Raw genomic sequence first — 19,897 nt, forward strand, 5'->3', positions numbered from 1 at the left:
TAAGATCTCGCTTTCGCGAAAGCGAAATAATGAAACGTAAAACCGGTTACTAGTCAGTGGCCGGTTTTTCTTTTTTTGCTCTTGTTACCAATACCACTGCAAAAATTATTACCGCGGTAGAGATGCCTTGCCATAAATTAAATGATTCACCATCCAAAATTCCCCAAGTAAGTCCAACTACAGGCATTAAGTATGTGACACTACTTGCAAATACAGGAGATGTAATTTGAACAAGTTTATTAAACATGATCTTTGCTGCTACGGTACCAAAGATGCATAAAACGACAATATAGCCTAAGCTTTTTTGAATTTGTGGGTTGGTGTAATCCAGACTGTGACCATCAGAAAGAAATAGTACGATTACCGCAAGTGGAGTAATAAATATGAAGTTACCTGCCGCGATAGCTAGTGGTTTTACGTTTTGTAAATACCTTTTAATAATATTGACATTGCTGGCGTAACAACAGCATGCAATAAGTACAAACCCGGCAAAAAGATAATTTTGATCTGGATTGCCTTCCATCCCGGCAAATATTAAACCTATGGCACCACCTAATCCAATTATTACGCCTAAAAGCTGTACTCGACTGAATGATATACCAAAAACTATCGCTCCTAGAATAAGCGTGATTAAAGGCACTGTAGAGTTTAATATACCGCTTACTGCGCTATCGATTTCTGTTTGGGCATAAGCAAAAAGAAATACTGGAAAAAAAGTTCCCAGTAAACCAGAAATAAACAACCATAAATAATCACTCTTGCTTGCTTTTTTAAAGCTAGATAGTCCAATCACAGTTAATATCACACCTGATAAAATTACACGCAAGGCTCCTAGCTGTAAAGGTGTAAGGGTGAGGTTACCATTCTCTTGACCCAAAGCTTTTTTTATAAGAATAAATGAAGAGCCCCAAATAAGACTTAGAATGACAAGATAAACGTACTTTAATTGGCTCTTTTCCATCTATGCGATTTTATAAAATGCAAAGGTGGTTCTATTAATTTGATTGAACTAATAATTTAAAACCAATGATTTGAAGAAGGTTTTGATTAAACTAACTGTTTAAAGATAAACATATTACGAATTGTTAGACTACTTCCATTGCAAGGTTTCCAGTAGATTGATCATATCTTTTTTGACATAATCAACTGCAGGAAGAATACTATCGTAGTTGGGTCTTGTGTCAAAATACAGACTAGCGGTCAAGAAATGGTTGGTACTATCAGTGACGTAAAATTGTGCATTACTAGCAGCGTTACCTTCTACTTCATACATCATTCCATAGACTTTAGATTTCTCATTCATAAATGGATAATCCTTTATTACATCGGCTTTTATATTATGCTTATAAGATAGTTTTTGGCCGTCAATTAGCAGTTGAGTTAAATTATCATCTACCTTATTGTAGGTTAGGTAAACAGTGGCGTCCATGTAGGGATATTCGATTTTCATTGAGCAATCGTTCTTGCTCAATACTCTAGCATACTCGTTGAGTTCAAAAACAAAAGGACAGTAATCAGTGGTAGTGGTACCGTATGTCGCATCGGGATACTGTAGCGCTAGACTTGCGCTAGGTTTGGGTAATACATCTTCATCACCACAGCTGGTTAAAATCAAGAAGCAAGAAATTAAAATCAGTTTTATGGTAGTGTGCATTTGATTTGTTTGATTCGTTTATTGTCCATCGCTTCTACTAAAAACGTGAATCCTTTGAACTTTATTTTATCTAATTTACGAGGGAAATTACCTGTTTGTTCCAATAAAAAACCTGCTAAAGTCTCCGATTCTCCACGTGCGCTTTCATATTGTTCTATTACTTCTTCATCAAGGTCTAGTACTCGGTAAAAGTCTTTCAGAGAAGTTTTACCTTCAAATACATAGTTTTTCTCATCTAGTTGTGAATAGACCAGATCTTCTTCGTCAAATTCATCACTTATATCACCTACAATCTCTTCTATTATATCCTCAAGTGAGATTAGGCCACTAGTACCACCATATTCATCCACCACTATAGCTAGATGCTTTTTTTGAACCTGAAATTCTTGAAGTAAGTCATCAAGTTTTTTGTTTTCAGGAACAAAATAGGCTTCTCTCAATAACTTTGTCCAATCGTAGTTTTTGCGATCTACATAAGGTAATAGATCTTTTACATACAATACGCCTGTGATTTGATCAATGCTTTCTTTGTAAACAGGGATTCTTGAATAGCCGTTATCTACGACAAGAGTAATAACTTCTCTAAACGGTAGTGACTCATCTAGAGCAAAAACATCTGTGCGATTACGCATTACGTTTTTCGTGTCGGTATTACCAAAGTTTACAATTCCTTGTAGTAATTGTTGTTCCTCATCGGTAGTGTCGTTTTCATCGGTGAGTTCTAAAGCCTGAGATAACTGTGATACAGTTAAATTACTTTTTTTACTACCTAAGTTGTCTTGTATTTTCAAGGTTATGAATCTCATGGGTAAGCTCAAAAAACTGAATAATACATCCAGAACTTTTAATGGAACCGCCATAAAATTTGAAAACCCTATTGGGTTACGATTTGCATATACTTTTGGAAATATTTCGCCAAAGAGCAATATTAAAAAGGTAGCAAACAATACCTCTAGGGCAAACCTTATCCAGCCGGTTTCTATATCTGCAAACCACTGCTCTCCTAATAAGCTAAAAATTAAAACCGATGTAATATTGATTGCATTATTAGCAATAAGTATGGTTGCTAGTAACTTTTTTGGTCTTTCAAGTAGCTTACTTACGACATTTTGTTTGGTAAATGCTTCATTTGGTTCTTCTAGTTCGCTAGAAGTAAGGGAGAAAAAAGCTACCTCGGCACCACTAATTAAAGCACTACAAATTAAAAGTAATAAATAGATTACTAGGTAAAGCGCTTGCTCACCTTGCGTTACTAATAATAAGGGTAAATGTTCAGGATCAGGATCCACTAATCAATAGATTTAGTTAGAATGGTAGGTCATCAACCTCTTCATCACTACCTTCTGGTGGTACTACTGGAGCTTGATAACGCTGTGTATTAGACTGTTGTTGGGTTGCTTGCTGTTGTGGTCCCGTATTTGAATTCTCATTTTTAGGAGTTAAAAATGTAAACTCTTGTACCTGGATTTCGGTCGTGTACCGCTGTTGACCGTCTTCACCAGTCCATTGTCTATTTTTAATGCGTCCTTCAATGTATACTTTATCGCCTTTACGCAAGTATTTTTCACAAACCTCAGCTGCTTTATTACGAACCACACAATTGTGCCATTCAGTATTAGAAACACGCTCACCAGTGGTGCGATTTACATATTCTTCATTTGTTGCTAGAGGAAACCTTCCTATACAGCCACCACCTTCAAAATGCTTCATTTTCACATCATCACCTGTGTGACCTATAAGTATTACTTTGTTTACCGTACCTGCCATAGTTTGTGTTTGAATTATCTTTTAAAGATATAAAATCCTTTATAATAAATAGAATACAAAGGTAATTCTTAATGTTTGTAATCTCGCCAATATTCATTCATGAAACGTTCCATTAATACATGAACTGGCTTTTTAAAAGCGTCTTTAATAGGTGACAGTCCTTCCATATAATCTTCTAGTTCTATAATCCAAAAAGTCGCATGTATTTTACGATGTGATAATTTGTGAATAATAGGTTGTTGATTGTATACGCTTTCGCGAAAGCGTAACTCGCCTATGAGATCTTTAAACTCTATAGAATCTTTAATTTCAGACACCATCGCCGCTCCTGGAGTCTCAACAAGAGGAAATTCATAAAGACCTTTCCAAATTCCTGATTCATCACGTTGTTGCAACAAAGTTTTTTGGTCTGGAGAAATAATTACAAGGTAATTATGGAACAAATTTTTGACCTTGGTTTTTCTAGGCTTAACCGGTAACTCATCAATTAAACCCTTTTCGTGGGCAACGCAATCATTTTTAAATACACACAAAGCGCAATTTGGATTTTTTGGAATGCATTGTAGGGCTCCAAACTCCATCATAGCTTGATTAAAGATGTCCGGCTGCTCTTTATCCATAAGTTGTGCAGCAAGATGAGTAAACTCTTTTACGGCTGCTGGCGTATTTATAGGCGTATTGATATGAAAAATTCTTGAAAGCACTCGATACACATTACCATCTACCACGGGAACAGCTTCCTTGTTAGAAAAGCTAGCTATGGCAGCAGCCGTATAAGTGCCTACACCTTTAAGTTTAAGTAAATCTTTGTATTGGGTAGGGAATTTACCTAGTTCTACTACTTGCTGTGCGGCTTTATGTAAATTACGTGCTCTAGAATAATATCCTAATCCTTGCCATAATTTAAGAACGTCGTCCAGCGGTGCAGCAGCAAGCATTTCAACTTTGGGGTAGGTTTCAACAAACTTGTTGTAGTAAGGAAGGCCTTGTGCTACACGAGTTTGTTGGAGAATCACCTCACTTAACCATATGTAATAAGGATTAGTAGTATGACGCCAAGGTAGATCTCTTTTGTTAACTAAATACCAATCAATGAGTTGGCTCGAAAAGTTCATATTTTCTTTATAATTATTGAGTGGAAAGATATATCTATTTAAAATTTAATTAATTAGAGATTTTAATTAGTTTAATTAGAGTATATTTGCGCCCTGTTTAATGTAACCCTAAATAATTAAAATAGAACTTAAAAATGACTAAAGCAGATATCGTATCTAAGATTTCAGATAAGTTGGGAATGGAGAAGACTGATGTTCAGGCAACTGTTGAGTCTTTTATGGAAGAGGTGAAAGGATCTCTGGAAACTGGAGAAAACGTATATTTACGCGGTTTTGGTAGCTTTATCGTAAAAACGAGAGCTGAAAAAACTGGTCGTAATATTTCTAAAAATACTACTATAAAAATACCAGCTCACAATATACCAGCTTTTAAACCAGCTAAAGTATTTGTAGAAGGTGTAAAAACAAAAGTTAAAGTAAAATAAACCAATAATATAAGAGATATGCCAAGCGGTAAGAAAAGAAAAAGACATAAGGTAGCTACGCACAAACGTAAAAAGCGTCGTCGCGCTAACCGTCACAAGAAGAAAAAGTAGTGTAGCACTACTTTTTCTTTTTTACGTTCATTGAAATAGGGTTGCAGTTGACAACTCGTTTGACTTTACAAGAAAAGTTCTTGTAATGTATTCTTTCATATCATCCTGTTGTAAAACATATCTATGGTTTTACAACTATTAAATAACAGGAAACATGGATAAAGAAATTATTATCCGTTCCGGTGCTACAAAAGTGGATTATGCCTTGACCAAAAATGGTAGGCTTATTGAACTCCACAAAGATGAAGATGAAAACAAGTTTGCAGTAAGCGATGTTTTTATAGCAAAAGCACGTAAAGTACTGTCTGGTCTTAATGCCTCATTTGTTAATGTAGGTTATGAAAAAGATGGGTTTTTACACTATCATGATCTAGGACCTAAATACCGTACACAGTTAAAGTTTACTAAGCAAATTTTAAGCGGACGAAGAAAAAATTTTAAACTCAAGGACATCAAGTTAGAAAAGGAACTAGATAAAAGTGGTTCTATTGACGATGTTGTTGAATCTGGCCAGCCTATACTTGTACAGGTAGTTAAAGAACCTATCTCTACAAAGGGCCCGCGATTGAGTGCAGAAATCTCACTGCCAGGTAGGTATGTTGTACTCGTTCCATTCTCTGATCGTATATCTATTTCCCAAAAAATAGAAGATAGAGAAGAAAAAAGCCGTCTTAAAAGACTTGTTAAAAGCATTAAACCTGAAGGTTTTGGCGTTATAGTACGCACAGTAGCCACAGGAAAATTAGTAGCAGACCTGGATCAGGATCTACAAAATTTAATGGAAAAATGGGACCGCATGTGTAGTAAATTGCACAAGGCTTCCTTTCCTACTAAAGTATTGACTGAACAAAGTCGTACTCACTCTCTAATGAGAGATGTGTTTAATGATACCTATACTTCAATCATTGTTGATGATAAAGAAGTGTGTGAAGAGATCAAAGAATATTTAAGTACAATAGCTCCACACAAACAGTCTATTGTAAAATATCACAATCCACGACTACCGATTTTTGAAAAATACGGTATCGAGAGACAAATTAAAACGTCGTTTGGAAAAACGGTTTCCATGAGTAAAGGTGCCTATTTAGTCATAGAGCACACTGAAGCCATGCACGTTATAGACGTTAATTCTGGTAATAGATCTAATAAAGCTGATAGTCAGGAAGACACCGCGCTTGAAACAAACCTAATAGCCGCTACAGAAATCGCTAGACAATTAAGATTGCGCGATATGGGTGGTATCATAGTAGTTGATTTTATTGATATGCGCGCTTCAGAAAACAGGAAAAAGCTGTATGAGCACCTGCGTGAAGAAATGTCGGATGACAGAGCAAAACATAAGATATTACCACCTAGTAAATTTGGTCTTATTCAAATCACAAGACAGCGTGTAAGACAAGAAGTTAAGATTAAAACTCGTGAAGAGAATCCTAACGGAAATGGTAATGAGATTCAAGCTCCTATAGTAATTGTACAACAAATTACTGAAAAACTAGAGCGCTTGTTTAAAGAAGGGAATAAAAATATCACCTTAAATGCTCATCCATTTATTGCTGCCTTTTTAACTAAAGGAGTGCCGTCAATACGTTCAAAGTGGTTCGTAAAACACAAAAAATGGGTAAAAATTTTACCTAGAGATGCTTATACTTATTTAGAGTATAAGTTTAAAGACAAAGATGGAAAAGTCTTATAAATATAATCCCGCTATTCAGTTGAGTAGCGGGATTTTTTTATGCAATTTTTAAAGCATTATTCCTTATACATTCCAATAACTAGATCTCCTTTATCGTTCATACTAGCACGATACATACCAGCTGTATTAAACTCCATAGAAACATTACCATATTTATCAAGAGATACGATTCCACCAGTGCCACCTAATGCAGTAAGCTTTTTCTGTATAACCTCTTCCGTAGCTTCTTCTAGTGTAAGTCCTTTGTACTCCATAAGTGCACTTATGTCATAAGCAACTTGACCACGTATAAAGTATTCACCGTGACCAGTGCTAGAAACACCACAAGTGTTATTATTTGCATACGTACCACTACCTATAATAGGAGAATCACCTATACGACCGTACTTCTTATTAGTCATACCACCTGTGCTTGTTCCGGCTGCGATATTTCCATTTTTATCTAATGCAACACAACCTACCGTTCCATATTTAGAATCTTGTATAAAAGGATCTTGAAAATTCATAGCAGTTCCATTATCTCCTTCTTTTGCCTCTTTTTCAAGTATACGTTGTAGGGATTGATAACGTCTTTCTGTGTAAAAATATTTATTGTCTACAATCTCTATGTTTGGATTTTGTTGCGCTTTCGCGAAAGCGTCACTACCGCTGCCACTCAATAATACATGTTCACTATCGGTCATGACCAATCGGGCTAGTGAGATCGGGTTTTTCACTGTACTCACTCCAGCAATAGCTCCAGCATTTAAGGTTTTACCATCCATGAAGCTAGCGTCTAAAGAGTTAACTCCTTCATGAGTAAAAACAGCTCCTTTTCCTGCGTTAAATAAAGGAGAATCTTCCATGATTCTTATACTAGCTTCAACAGCATCCATAGCGCTACCACCTTTGGCTAAAACGTCGTGTCCAGCTTTGATAGACTCGGTAAGCTTGTCGTTGTAAGCCTTTTCGAGTTCAGGAGTCATGTTTTCTTTTTTGATTGTTCCTGCACCACCGTGAATAACTATAGCGTATTCGCTTACTTGTTGATTGTTATTATCTGTGCTAATTGTAAGATCTTGATTAGGTGAGTTTTCTTCCTTTGGTTTACAGGAAGAAAATAGGCAGATTACACAAATGAAAAGAGCAATAATTCTCATATATTAAAGTTTTGAGACTAAGATACTGCTTTTGCAGCATAACATTTTCTACCTTTAGCCCATGAATTGGTTAGACATTTTCATTTGTATTGTATTATTAGTCGGTCTGTGGAAAGGCTACATGAACGGACTTTTTATTGAAGTAGCCAGCCTAGTAGCTCTTATAGCTGCAATTTATGGTGCAATTTATTTCTCAAATTTTGCCGGTGACTGGTTGAGAGAACAAGTAAACTGGGACGAGGCATACATTACCATAGCCAGTTTTATCATCACTTTTGTGGTCATCATTTTTGTGATTACCTATATAGGTAAATTGTTTACCAAAATTGTGAAAACAGCACAACTCTCCTTCATAAATAAACTCGCTGGGGCCGCATTTGGATTACTCAAAATGGCCTTTTTGATAAGCGTTGTATTAATGTTTATCAATTCTGCCAGTGGTGAGTTTGACATTATTAGTAACGAGGTAAAAGAAGAATCGATAGTCTATGAACCTATTGAACCTATGGCACCTTATTTACTTCCTAAGATTCTAGAAGAAGCAGACCGTGTAGATCGCAATTTACGAGGCGATAGAATAGAGTCTCCTAGACCTGTCGATCAAGATTCATTGTCCCGATAATCTAAAACACTTAATAACAACAGATTGCATTTTTGGCACAGTTTTCGAAAACGTTGTAGTAATAACTTTAATACAACGATTATGAGAACAATTACTACTTTTTTAGGAGCTATGTTGTTATTTGTTTTAACAACTAGTTGTGATGCAGACATTCAATTAGGAGATGGAGTAGTAGCACCTACTCTAGAACAAGTTGTAGAAGGTAAACAACTGTGGTACGTCGATTTAAATTATGTATACGATGATATTGATATACCATTTATTACACAGGCTTTTACCCTAAGTTTTGATTATGGAACCCTTATGGCCAATAATAACCTAGTTGGAGTGGGAAGTGCTGGCGCAGGTATGGGGATTTCTGTAGGATATTATGAAACATTTGAAAACACCTTGATTATACATCATGATATAGATGGTACTTATGAATTTGATGTTAGAGTAAAAGATTTTGACAGAATTCATCTTATCGATCCAGCTAGTGGTTCCCTTATACGATTACAAGGGTATCAAATAGGAAATTTTGATTATGACGCTCTGTTTTATGACAATATTCATTATTTCTTACAAGAGTATAGAGCGTGGGAAAAAATATTTACTAGCAATGCAGGTGTTATAAATGAATTTGATAGAGAAAATTTCTTGAGTTTTTTTCCTAGTTACGATGGCGATACTTTTTTAAGTTCAAAAGACGCTCGTGGTACATCTATACAAAATTTATTATGGGATTATGAAGGATCGTACCTAGTTGAAAATCAGAATAATGATCTGATTAATAAATATTTAACGCTCCATTATGAAAATATAGGCAATGAAATGTTCGATCTTTACGTTATCAATGATAGAACGATACAGCTCTATCATATTTCCTCAGGAACGACATACCGTTTTACAGGAAAAGGATACATTCAGATTAAAAATTCTTCTGGAAAATCTAGATTACTAGATGTAAAAAAGAAGAAGTCATTATAAAGATTATTGGTTGGTTGGAAGCCGCCTGTTTAGCAATCCTTGCTTACGGGCGGTTTTTTTATGCAATAAATACTAATCTATTCCTAGCCAGTGTGGTATAATCCCTATTTTTGCGGCATAAAATTCACTCCATAGCATGGTACATTACAAGCACATTGAGATTGAGAAAAAGTGGCAAGAATACTGGGCTCAAAACAAAACGTTTAAAGCCGTAAATCACAGTGAAAAACCTAAATTCTATGCACTAGATATGTTTCCGTATCCTAGTGGTGCTGGGCTGCACGTAGGTCACCCATTAGGTTACATCGCTAGTGATATCGTTTCACGATACAAACGTCATACGGGTTTCAATGTACTACATCCTATGGGTTACGATAGCTTTGGTCTTCCTGCCGAGCAGTATGCGATACAGACTGGGCAGCATCCAGCAATCACGACTCGTGATAATATTGCTAGATACCGTGAGCAAATGGACCGTATCGGGTTTAGCTTTGATTGGGGTCGTGAGGTAAAAACTAGTGATCCTGATTATTACAAATGGACACAAGAGATATTCATTTTACTTTTTGATAGCTGGTATGATAAAGATGCAGATAAGGCAAGACCTATAAGTGAATTAGAATCTCGCTTTCGCGAAAGCGGAACAACCACTATCAACGCTGCTACCGATGAAGATTTACCAGAATTCACAGCAGATGAGTGGAACAGCTATACCAAAGAAGAACAAGAGAAAGTCTTGCTAGATTATCGCCTTACTTACCTGGCAGATACTGAGGTGAACTGGTGTCCGGCGCTAGGAACTGTACTGGCAAATGATGAGATAGTAAACGGAGTAAGCGAACGTGGTGGACATCCAGTAGTGCGCAAGAAAATGCGCCAGTGGATGATGCGTATTAGTGCCTATGCAGAGCGTTTATTAAACGACCTAGATGGATTAGACTGGAGCGACAGCATTAAAGAAATACAACGCAACTGGATTGGTAAATCCGTTGGTGCGATGGTTAGTTTTAAACTGGACGACCATAAAATTGATGTTTTCACAACGCGACCTGATACTATCTATGGTGTAACCTTTATGACGCTGGCGCCAGAACATGAGCTAGTGGATAGCATTACAACCGATGCGCAACGAGATGCCGTTGAAGCTTATAAAAAAGCGACCGCAGCACGATCAGAACGTGAACGCATGGCAGATGTGAAAACCATAAGTGGTGTATTTACTGGTGCTTATGCTACGCATCCATTAAGCGGTGAGAAAATACCTGTGTGGATAGGTGATTATGTACTTGCTGGCTATGGTACTGGTGCTGTTATGGCTGTACCATGTGGTGATGAGCGTGATCATGCTTTTGCTAATTATTTTGCCGGTCAAGAAGGTATGCCAGCCATCAAAAATATCTTTGAAGGTGTAGACATAAGTGAAGAAGCCTATACGGCCAAAGACAATACACCTATCTGTAATAGCGATTTCCTAAACGGAATGAGCTACAAGCAAGCGATGGCTGCAGCCATTGAAAAATTAGAAGAAATAGGTGCTGGAAAAGGAAAAACAAATTATCGCTTGCGCGATGCGGTTTTCTCTAGACAGCGTTATTGGGGTGAACCATTCCCAGTGTATTATAAGAACGGTTTGCCACAAATGATAGACCGTAAGCATTTACCACTAGAATTACCAGAGGTTGATGAATACTTACCTACTGAAGATGGTGCGCCGCCATTAGGACGCGCTAAAAAATGGTTTTGGGATGAAACTGCTGGTATGGTGGTAGAACGACCATTTGTTTTAGTCGATGAAGAAGAAACTAACGTTTTAGGAGATCGTGATGAAGTTCATGAATTAGATGGAGCTTACCCACTAGAATTGAACACCATGCCTGGTTGGGCTGGTAGCTCTTGGTACATGTTTAGATACATGGATGCGAGCAATGAGAATGAAATGTTCTCAAAGGAAGCACAGGAATACTGGGAAAACGTTGACTTGTATATAGGTGGTAGCGAGCACGCTACCGGTCATTTATTATACAGCAGGTTTTGGGTAAAAGTACTTCATGATCTTGGAAAAGTAACAGTCAACGAACCTTTTAAAAAGTTGATTAATCAAGGTATGATACTGGGTGAGAGTGCTGTTGTTTTTCATATTAATAGAGTTGCCTTATATAAAACTACAGGGGTTTATGAAGTCGATAAAGACAAAGTTTCTTATACAATATCCGCTCCTGCAAAAGTCTATGATGTAGATATTCTATTAAGTAAAAATTTATTGTTTGATAGTATAAATGAACCTTTAAAAGGTGATGTCTTTAATGTTAGATCGGATGTTCATGATCCTTTAAAAAGGAATATTCTTTGGAATTATTTGAAACATGACTTGAATTTAGAGAAAAATATTTTACCACAAAACTCTAAAGACTTACCAGATACTATAGTTTATTCATTTAGACCTATAAGATTACATGTAAAACACGTAGATGTCAATCACATCGTAGACGTCAAGAAAGTTAAGTCTGATAATCAGTTTAAAGATTATCATAATTCAAAAATAATTGAGGATGATCTAGTAGCTACTAGGCCAGTTGAAAAAATGTCCAAATCTAAGCTGAATGTTTGGAATCCAGATGACATTTGTGAGCAGTACGGTGCAGACACGCTACGTTTGTATGAAATGTTCCTCGGGCCACTAGAGCAAGCTAAGCCATGGAATACGGCTGGAATTACCGGAGTATATGGTTTCATCAAAAAGCTATGGAAACTCTATCATAACGAGAATGGATTCCATGTGAGTGATGAGAAGGCATCACCAGATAGTATGAAGACCTTGCATAAAACCATTAAGAAAGTTCGCGAGGATATCGAGAACTTCTCGTTTAATACGAGTGTAAGTAGCTTTATGATTGCCGTTAATGAGTTAACTGCTCAAAAATGCAACAGTCGCGAAGTTTTAGAACCGCTTGCGATATTGGTTTCACCTTATGCGCCTCACATCGCAGAAGAGTTATGGTCACTACTAGGTCATGAGGAAAGTATAGCCTATGCTGATTTCCCTGTTTTTGAAGAAAAATACTTAGTAGAGAGCAGCAAGAAGTATCCTATCTCGTTCAATGGTAAAATGAAATTTACTTTAGAATTACCGGTTGATGCCAGTAAAGATGAGCTAGAAAAACTAGTGCTGGAAAATGACAAGGTTAAGCAGCAGTTAGAAGGGAAGACAATTCGTAAAACGATTGTTGTACCTGGCAAGATCGTCAACTTTGTAATAGGATAATTACATACATGAACCGTAAATAGGGTTAAAAGTACATCAGCTGGGCTGCTGAGAATTTTAAATGTACTTTTATAACTCATAAAACAACCTTTTTGAGCACAACACGTAAATTATTTCAGCAAACTGCCGTGTATGGAGTTGCTACCGTATTGCCTAGAGTGCTTACGGTATTACTTAATTTACTGTTGACAACCTTTATAGATACTAAACAAGATTTTGGTAATCTGTCCATCATCTTTTCATGGATCATCATTTTTAATGTTATACTTACCTATGGAATGGAAACCTCATTTTTTAGGTTTTATTCTCATTCAAAGAGTAAAAAAAAGGTGCTTAGCACTTCGCTACTTGGGTTATTAGCTACTACAACATTGTTTACAGTTATTGCCTTTCTCAACCTTGACAATATTGAGTTGTGGTCGGGTAAAAACAGTGAATACTGGCGTTGGGTGATTGGCGTACTAGCCTTAGATACTTTGATGGTCATACCATTTGCGTATTTAAGAGCACAAGGTATGGCTAGAAAGTACGCTATCATTAAAATGATTGACGTGGTTATTTCATTTGTTCTAACCACTTTTTTCTTAGTTTTTTTATCAGATTTTCCAGTAATACAACAGTGGTTTCCAACTGATAAAGTGGAGTTATTTTTCATTGCCTTGTTTACTCCCAAAATATTTTTGTTGCTACTACTCATCAAACCTTATTTCCATATAGAAGGTTTTGATGTTACCATTTGGAAACAAATGATGAAGTACGGTACTCCTATTCTGGTGGCTGGACTAGCATTTGCAATTAATGAAACTTTTGATAAGCAACTAATTGAATGGTTAAGTCCAGGTAATAGTACTGCCCAAGCTGGGTTGTACACTGCCTGTTACAGACTAGCGGTGGGAATGACCTTATTTGCCACTGCTTTTAAGCTAGGTGTAGAGCCTTTCTTTTTTAGTGAATCAAAGGATAAAAATGCTCCGCAGTTATATGCTTCTATTACCAAGATGTTTGTGATTCTAGGAGCAATCGCATTGGTGTTTTATATCACATTGATCGATGTTGTTAAACTAGCAGTAATCGATAGTGATTATTACGAGGCTATTTTTATTGTTCCTTATGTGTTGGTTGCGTATTTCTTTTTTGGGATTTATCAATCCTTGTCTGTATGGTATAAGGTAACCGACAAAACAAAATACGGTGCAATAATATCGGTGTTTGGAGCTATTATCACAATAGCGGCCAATGTCTTACTAATTCCTAAAATTGGTTATCTAGCTAGTGCAATTACAACCTGTGTAGCCTATGGAGTAATGATGATTGTTTCCTATCTATGGAGTCGCAAACATTTTCCTATTCCTTATGATATCAAGAGTATTTTATTGTACTTGCTGCTATCAATAGGAGCTACGGTTGTAATCTTCTATTTTATAAGAGATTCATACGGCGCTGGTAGCTGGCAACAATACGTGTACGGTTTAAGCATTAGTTTGCTAGTGAGCGCTTTTATATTAGTTAGAGAAAAGAATTTTATACTTCAATTACTTAAGAAAAATGACAGTTAAAATCATCAATAAATCAAATCATGACCTGCCTCACTACGAGACATTAGGAAGTGCAGGAATGGATTTAAGAGCAAATCTTACAGAGTCAATCTCTTTAAAGCCACTACAGCGTACCATTGTTAAAACAGGATTGTTTATAGAATTGCCGGTTGGGTATGAAGCTCAAGTACGTCCACGTAGTGGTCTAGCTGCCAAAAAAGGAATCACTGTCTTAAACTCGCCTGGAACAGTTGACGCTGATTATCGTGGAGAAATTGGTGTTATTCTAGTTAATTTGTCCAATGAAGAATTTGTAATTGAGAACGGTGAACGAGTGGCACAATTAGTAATTGCAAAGCACGAGCGCGTTACCTGGAACGAGGTAGAAGTACTTTCTGATACTGATCGTGGTGCTGGCGGTTTTGGTAGCACTGGTGTAAAGTAAGGATTGTTGCTGTATGCTTTCGCGAAAGCGATACCTCAACCCAACTCTGTTTATTCTACTTAATAATTTTTACCTTAGCACATTAATCTAAAAATGCGCCCATCAGGGCTTTACATATGAAAATAATAGTACCTATGGCAGGTCGTGGTTCAAGACTACGTCCTCATTCACTAACTACGCCTAAACCATTAATACCAATTGCAAACAAACCTATAGTCAACCGATTGGTTACTGATATTGCTAGAATTTTAAAAGAACCCATCGAGGAAATTGCTTTTATTCTAGGTGATCCAGCATTCTTTGGTGATGACGTGGTGAACAACCTTGAAGAACTTGCAGAAAGTTTAGGTGCCAAGGCAAGTATCTACCGTCAGTTAAATCCGTTGGGAACTGGTCACGCCATTATGTGTGCTGAACCTAGTTTGTCTGGTCCAGCTGTAGTTGCCTATGCCGATACACTTATTAGAGCCGATTTTGACCTAGATCCAGCAGCCGATGCTGTTATCTGGACAAAACAAGTTGAACGACCAGAAGCCTATGGTGTTGTGAAACTTAATGAAAAAGATGAAATTGTTGAGTTGGTAGAAAAACCACAGGAATTTGTAAGTGATCAGGCCGTTATCGGTATTTATTATTTCAAAGAAATTGGCGATCTTAAGAAAGAGCTTCAATTTGTGATTGATAATGAAATTATAAACGGTGGCGAGTACCAAATCAATGATGGAATCAAGCGTTTAATGGCCGCAGGAAATGTTTTTAAGACAGGAACGGTAGACGAGTGGATGGATTGCGGTAATAAAAATGTTGCTATAGACACCAATAACAAGATCATGCAATTCATGATTACCGACGGTAGTGATGAAATTAAGCAAGAACCTAAATTGAGTAATGCAACAATTGTAGAGCCATGTGTTATTGATCCTAGCGTTGTGATCAAGGATAGTACGATTGGACCTAACGTGTCCATAGGAGCTCATACTATTATTGAAAACTGCACTATTAAAAATTCATTAATTCAGAAAAGCAGCAGTATTAAAAACGCTACCTTAGATGAAGCAATGATAGGTAATCACGTGAAGTATGACGGTGATTTTACAAAAATCAGTATAGGAGATTACACGATAATGGAATAATTGTTGACTCATGAACAGCATGACTAGAAAAATCATATTTTTTTCACTTTTAACCTTAGGGTTACAAGTTCATGTTGGTGCTCAAGAACAAGGTGAGCAAGATGAGGTTAATGTGGATTTGCTACAGGATGTTTCAAGTGAATTTAAAGAGAAGTTTTTTAACGCACTTACTGAAAAAGCAAAGGAAAACCACAACAAAGCCATAAATATTCTATTAGAGTGTGAAGAACTAGAGCCTAATGCTGCGATAATTCAATTTGAACTGGCAAAAAATTATGAGGCAATTTCCGCTTTCGCGAAAGCGGAACAATCCTTACTAAGAGCCATTGAAATAGATGGGAAAAGAGAATGGGTTCTAGACAAGTTATATGATGTTTATGATAAGCAACAAAAGTTTGATGAAGGACTTGAAATTCTAGAAGAACTCACGCAAATTAATCCGATTTATGAAGAGTTGTTGCCCTATCAATACTATAGAACGCAGCAATATCAAAAATGTGTTGATATAATCGATAAGTTGGATAAGCGATTGGGCACTGACAAGCGACGTACCTTTTTACAATCACAAGCAAAAAAGCAGCTAGGAATCGTTGAGGATTTAAACGAGGACATTACGGGAGCTTTAGCTAGAATCCAAAATGATGATAAAGATGAACAGGCATATATTGAGCTTATTTATTATTACAGTAAAAAGAAAGATCAAGAGAATACTCTAAAGTATGCTGAATTATTAGATAAAAATGTCCCTGATAGTGATAAAGCCCATCTTGCTTTGTATAAAATTTATCTGGATGCAGGTAGGTTAAGAAAAGGAATACGTAGCATGAAAAAGGTTTTTAAATCAACGCAGTTTGATGATGAAACCAAAGTGCGCGTACTCAATGATTTTATTACCACTAGTACGCATGATGATGAACTCATGGATGATGTAAAGGATGCCATCGATGTTTTTTCAGATTATGTAGAAAACCCAGAAGCCTTTACGGCTCTAGGATCCTATTATTTGGAAAAAAAGAATGATCCCAGTGCGGCACTTGCTTTTTATGAAAAAGGATTGGAAATTAATGATCAAGACTTTGATCTTATAAAAAAGGCAGCTTTATTATCTATAGACGTTAAGGATTACAGCAAGGCTCATGATATATTAGAAAAAGCATTATCCTACTTTCCTGCCCAACCTTTGTTCTATTTGTTAGATGGTGTTGCCTTAAATTATCTTGACAAACCTGATGATGCTATTGAACGCTTGGAATCTGGAATGACCTACTTATTAGACGAGATTCAATTGGAACGAGATATCTATCAACAGCTTGCAATAAGCTATGATAAAAAAGGTAATGCAACACAAGCAGTAAAAATGCGTTCTAAAGCTCAAGAATTATCTAAAAAATTATAATGAAATTGAGATACTTACTAGTACCAGCTCTATTAATCATAGTTGCATGTGGTACTCAAAAATCATCAACAACTGCTCTAGCTACTGCAAAGAAGGCTAAGGTGGTGCGCAGTCATGATAATTCAGAACTTGAGTTTAATACACTCAAGGCTAGACTAGGTGTGGATTATGAAGATGACAAGCAATCTCTAAATATTACTATGAACCTGCGCATGGAAAAAGGTGAGAAAATATGGATGAGTGCGAGTATTCTAGGACTTACTCTAGCCAAAGTTTATATCACACCTGATCGTGTACAGTTTTATGAAAAAAATAATAAACGCAGTTTTGACGGTGATTTTAGATTAATAAGTGATTTTCTAGGTGAGGATTTGACTTTTGAACAACTAGAAGATGTTTTGCTAGGTCAAGCGGTTGAAAATTTGAGTAATCATGAGTTTACCATTCAAAATAACGAGTATCAATTCAAAACTGAAGATGTTATCACCAAGCTGTTTCGTTTACGACCATCTGATTTTAAATTGGTAGAGCAATCTGTTCTTAAAGCTGAAAATAATTACCTAACTATAAATTACCCTGAATATCAAGAGGTAGATAATCGTTTATTGCCTCGTACGGTAAAAATCGATGCAAAACGAGGTAAACGTTTTTCTCAAGTAGAACTTACCTTTAAAAGGGTAGAATTCAATAAAAAGCTATCCTTTCCGTTTGAATTACCAGATAATTATCGCAAAATCGAGTTATGATTAAAAAGTTAGTGGTTGTTTTATTAGTAGTTTTTTGTGGTGTACATGGAACGGCACAAACTCAAAAAGAACTGGAACGCAAGAAAGCCGCTATCCAAGATAAAATCAATCAATATGATAGATTGTTAAAAGAAGTACGTCAAGAGGAAAATACAATGACATTACTTCTAGAGACTCTCGATAAAAAAATAGCAAGTACTCAGGAAATTATTACCATCACAAATCGTGAAGCAAATGCTCTTACTCGGGCTATTAAGAACAATAGAACCGAGATTAAGAAACTAGATGAAGAAGTAGAGTCTCTTAAAAAGGAATATGCTAGTATGATTGTAAAAGCATACAAAAGCAAGAATGATCAAAGTAGATTGATGTTTCTACTGTCTTCAGAAGATTTTTTGCAAGCGTACAAAAGAGTACAGTACTTGAAGTCCATTGCCGACTACCGCAAGAAACAAGCAAATGAAATTAGTGACAAAAGTGCCCAGCTCAAGCAGAAGACTGAGAAGTTAGAGATCGATAAAAAGCAAAAAGAAATTGTAGTCGCTCAAAATCGAAAACAAAAAAAAGAATTGAATAAGGACAAAACGGAGCAGGAGAATATGCTGGCTGTGGTAAACGCCAATAAAAAGAAGTACAGTTCGCAATTCAAAGAAGCCGCAAAAGAACGAGATCGTCTAGACCGTGAAATCAAAAAACTAATTGCAGCTAGAATTAAAGAATCCTATAAAGGATCAGGTAAAAAAGTAGATAAAAACAAATTTTTTCTTACTCCAGAAGCCAAAGCACTAGCAGCAGACTTTAAATCAAACAGAGGTAAACTACCATGGCCTGTTAATGAAGGCTTTGTTTCACGTAAATACGGAGAAATGCCGTCTCCAATAGATAGAAATGTCCGTATTTATTCAAATGGCTGGCGTTTTCAAACTCCTAAAGGGGCAAGTGCACGGGCTGTTTTCTCTGGTGAAGTAGATGCTATTGTTAAGAAACCAAATGGTATTTTAATAGTGTATATTCGTCATGGAAACTACACTTCTGTTTATAATAATTTGAAATCTGTTGCTGTGTCTAAAGGTGATAAAGTCAAGGTATACGATACAATTGGAGAGGTTTTTACCAATCGAGCAGGAGTCTCTGAACTGCGATTTATCTTAATGGAAGATACAAACACGCTCAATCCTGCCTACTGGCTTTTAAAAGGGTAAAAACAGTAGTTTTAGATAAACTTAAACGGCTACCGCCATAGTGGCTATTGAGATTTTTATATCAGGAATTTTTAGAAGTTCATGCGCACAACTACTTAATGTAGCTCCTGTAGTTATCACATCATCAACTATTAATAAATGCTTGCCTTGTAAGGTAACATCATTAAGTTCAAAAACAGCTTGTTTGATAGCATGGCGCTCTACTTGATTTAATTGAGCTTGCTTCCGTGTATTTTTAGTCTTAATAAGAATATCCTCACGATAGTCTGCCTGAATAGCTTGTGCAATTTCTTTCCCAAAACCCGTCACCTGGTTATAGCCTCTCACCTTTTTTCGTTTAGGATGAATAGGTACTGGTAAAACCACGTCTATCTGCTCAAACTCTTTTTTATTTTTTATTTCTCTAGCCATCCATTTGCCTAAATACTCACTTATTCCTTCTTGTTTTTTATACTTGAGCTGGTGAATGAGCTGTTGAACAGTACCTATTTTTTCATAGTAAAATAAACTTGTAGCATTTTCTACAGGTACTCTCGCAAAAAATAAATCTTTAATTTGTGTATCCTTATTTTTATGATGTAGCGCTAGTGGTAGGTGTGCAATGCATGTAGTACATAGCTTCTCTTCTCCAGGAGTAAGCACGGTAGTACAAGCCATGCATGATGGTGGATAAAAGAGGTTAA

General features: G+C 36.3%; 18 protein-coding genes. 11 read left to right on the plus strand and 7 right to left on the minus strand.

Annotated features, from left to right (window positions below):
• Positions 1–49: 49 nt before the first annotated feature.
• The 5 genes from I5168_RS04310 to mutY form a co-directional block, all read right to left on the minus strand.
• Positions 50–961: a DMT family transporter gene (locus I5168_RS04310; protein ID WP_042276916.1), complete on the minus strand. Its 912-nt coding sequence runs from the start codon at positions 959–961 to the stop codon at positions 50–52.
• A 129-nt stretch (positions 962–1,090) separates the two neighbouring features.
• Positions 1,091–1,654 (minus strand): gliding motility lipoprotein GldD, encoded by a 564-nt coding sequence (gene gldD, locus I5168_RS04315; RefSeq protein WP_060523554.1) that lies wholly within the window; start codon positions 1,652–1,654, stop codon positions 1,091–1,093.
• Positions 1,639–2,943: a gliding motility-associated protein GldE gene (locus tag I5168_RS04320; RefSeq protein ID WP_431472518.1), complete on the minus strand. Its 1,305-nt coding sequence runs from the start codon at positions 2,941–2,943 to the stop codon at positions 1,639–1,641. The genes gldD and I5168_RS04320 overlap by 16 nt, the downstream gene beginning before the upstream one ends.
• A 16-nt stretch (positions 2,944–2,959) precedes the next feature.
• On the minus strand, positions 2,960–3,421 hold the full coding sequence (locus I5168_RS04325; protein WP_042276922.1) for a single-stranded DNA-binding protein: 462 nt from the start codon (positions 3,419–3,421) through the stop codon (positions 2,960–2,962).
• Between the two features lie 68 nt (positions 3,422–3,489).
• On the minus strand, positions 3,490–4,536 hold the full coding sequence (gene mutY / locus I5168_RS04330) for an A/G-specific adenine glycosylase (RefSeq protein ID WP_431472519.1): 1,047 nt from the start codon (positions 4,534–4,536) through the stop codon (positions 3,490–3,492).
• A gap of 134 nt (positions 4,537–4,670) precedes the next feature.
• Between mutY and I5168_RS04335 the strand changes: the two genes are divergently transcribed.
• Both I5168_RS04335 and I5168_RS04340 read left to right on the plus strand, forming a co-directional pair.
• Entirely contained in the window at positions 4,671–4,961 is a 291-nt protein-coding gene (locus I5168_RS04335; protein WP_042276927.1) for an HU family DNA-binding protein, read from the plus strand.
• 265 nt (positions 4,962–5,226) lie between these two features.
• Positions 5,227–6,765, plus strand: coding sequence for an Rne/Rng family ribonuclease (locus I5168_RS04340; RefSeq protein ID WP_167342716.1), 1,539 nt, complete (start codon positions 5,227–5,229; stop codon positions 6,763–6,765).
• Positions 6,766–6,821: 56 nt separating this feature from the next.
• Here the strand turns inward: I5168_RS04340 and I5168_RS04345 are convergent, their stop codons facing one another.
• Positions 6,822–7,904, minus strand: a complete 1,083-nt coding sequence (locus I5168_RS04345; RefSeq protein ID WP_167342715.1) for an isoaspartyl peptidase/L-asparaginase family protein — start codon at positions 7,902–7,904, stop codon at positions 6,822–6,824.
• Between the two features lie 61 nt (positions 7,905–7,965).
• On the opposite strand from I5168_RS04345, the gene I5168_RS04350 reads away from it, so the two are divergent.
• The 9 genes from I5168_RS04350 (at position 7,966) to I5168_RS04390 (ending at position 19,214) form a co-directional block, all read left to right on the plus strand.
• Positions 7,966–8,526, plus strand: a complete 561-nt coding sequence (locus I5168_RS04350; protein WP_105017912.1) for a CvpA family protein — start codon at positions 7,966–7,968, stop codon at positions 8,524–8,526.
• An 81-nt stretch (positions 8,527–8,607) separates the two neighbouring features.
• Positions 8,608–9,495, plus strand: coding sequence for a nicotinic acid mononucleotide adenyltransferase (locus tag I5168_RS04355; RefSeq protein WP_431472520.1), 888 nt, complete (start codon positions 8,608–8,610; stop codon positions 9,493–9,495).
• 136 nt (positions 9,496–9,631) lie between these two features.
• Complete coding sequence (locus I5168_RS04360) at positions 9,632–12,757, plus strand: leucine--tRNA ligase (protein WP_431472521.1); 3,126 nt, start codon at positions 9,632–9,634, stop codon at positions 12,755–12,757.
• A 92-nt stretch (positions 12,758–12,849) separates the two neighbouring features.
• Entirely contained in the window at positions 12,850–14,313 is a 1,464-nt protein-coding gene (locus I5168_RS04365; protein ID WP_431472522.1) for a lipopolysaccharide biosynthesis protein, read from the plus strand.
• Complete coding sequence (gene dut, locus I5168_RS04370; protein WP_431472523.1) at positions 14,303–14,737, plus strand: dUTP diphosphatase; 435 nt, start codon at positions 14,303–14,305, stop codon at positions 14,735–14,737. The genes I5168_RS04365 and dut overlap by 11 nt, the downstream gene beginning before the upstream one ends.
• 116 nt (positions 14,738–14,853) lie before the next feature.
• Positions 14,854–15,870 carry a sugar phosphate nucleotidyltransferase gene (locus I5168_RS04375; protein WP_431472524.1) on the plus strand — a complete coding sequence of 339 codons (1,017 nt, stop codon included), beginning with the start codon at positions 14,854–14,856 and terminating at the stop codon, positions 15,868–15,870.
• 10 nt (positions 15,871–15,880) lie between these two features.
• The gene (locus I5168_RS04380; protein WP_431472525.1) at positions 15,881–17,266 is read left to right on the plus strand and encodes a tetratricopeptide repeat protein; all 1,386 of its coding nucleotides are present in this window, start codon (positions 15,881–15,883) and stop codon (positions 17,264–17,266) included.
• Positions 17,266–18,012 carry a DUF4292 domain-containing protein gene (locus I5168_RS04385; protein WP_431472526.1) on the plus strand — a complete coding sequence of 249 codons (747 nt, stop codon included), beginning with the start codon at positions 17,266–17,268 and terminating at the stop codon, positions 18,010–18,012. Before I5168_RS04380 ends, I5168_RS04385 begins: the two co-directional genes overlap by 1 nt.
• Positions 18,009–19,214, plus strand: a complete 1,206-nt coding sequence (locus I5168_RS04390; RefSeq protein ID WP_431472527.1) for a murein hydrolase activator EnvC family protein — start codon at positions 18,009–18,011, stop codon at positions 19,212–19,214. Before I5168_RS04385 ends, I5168_RS04390 begins: the two co-directional genes overlap by 4 nt.
• Positions 19,215–19,235: 21 nt before the next feature.
• Here the strand turns inward: I5168_RS04390 and I5168_RS04395 are convergent, their stop codons facing one another.
• Positions 19,236–19,871 carry a ComF family protein gene (locus I5168_RS04395; RefSeq protein ID WP_431472528.1) on the minus strand — a complete coding sequence of 212 codons (636 nt, stop codon included), beginning with the start codon at positions 19,869–19,871 and terminating at the stop codon, positions 19,236–19,238.
• Between the last annotated feature and the right edge of the window lie 26 nt (positions 19,872–19,897).

This window comes from Nonlabens sp. SCSIO 43208, from assembly GCF_050703575.1.
Lineage (GTDB): Bacteria > Bacteroidota > Bacteroidia > Flavobacteriales > Flavobacteriaceae > Nonlabens > Nonlabens tegetincola.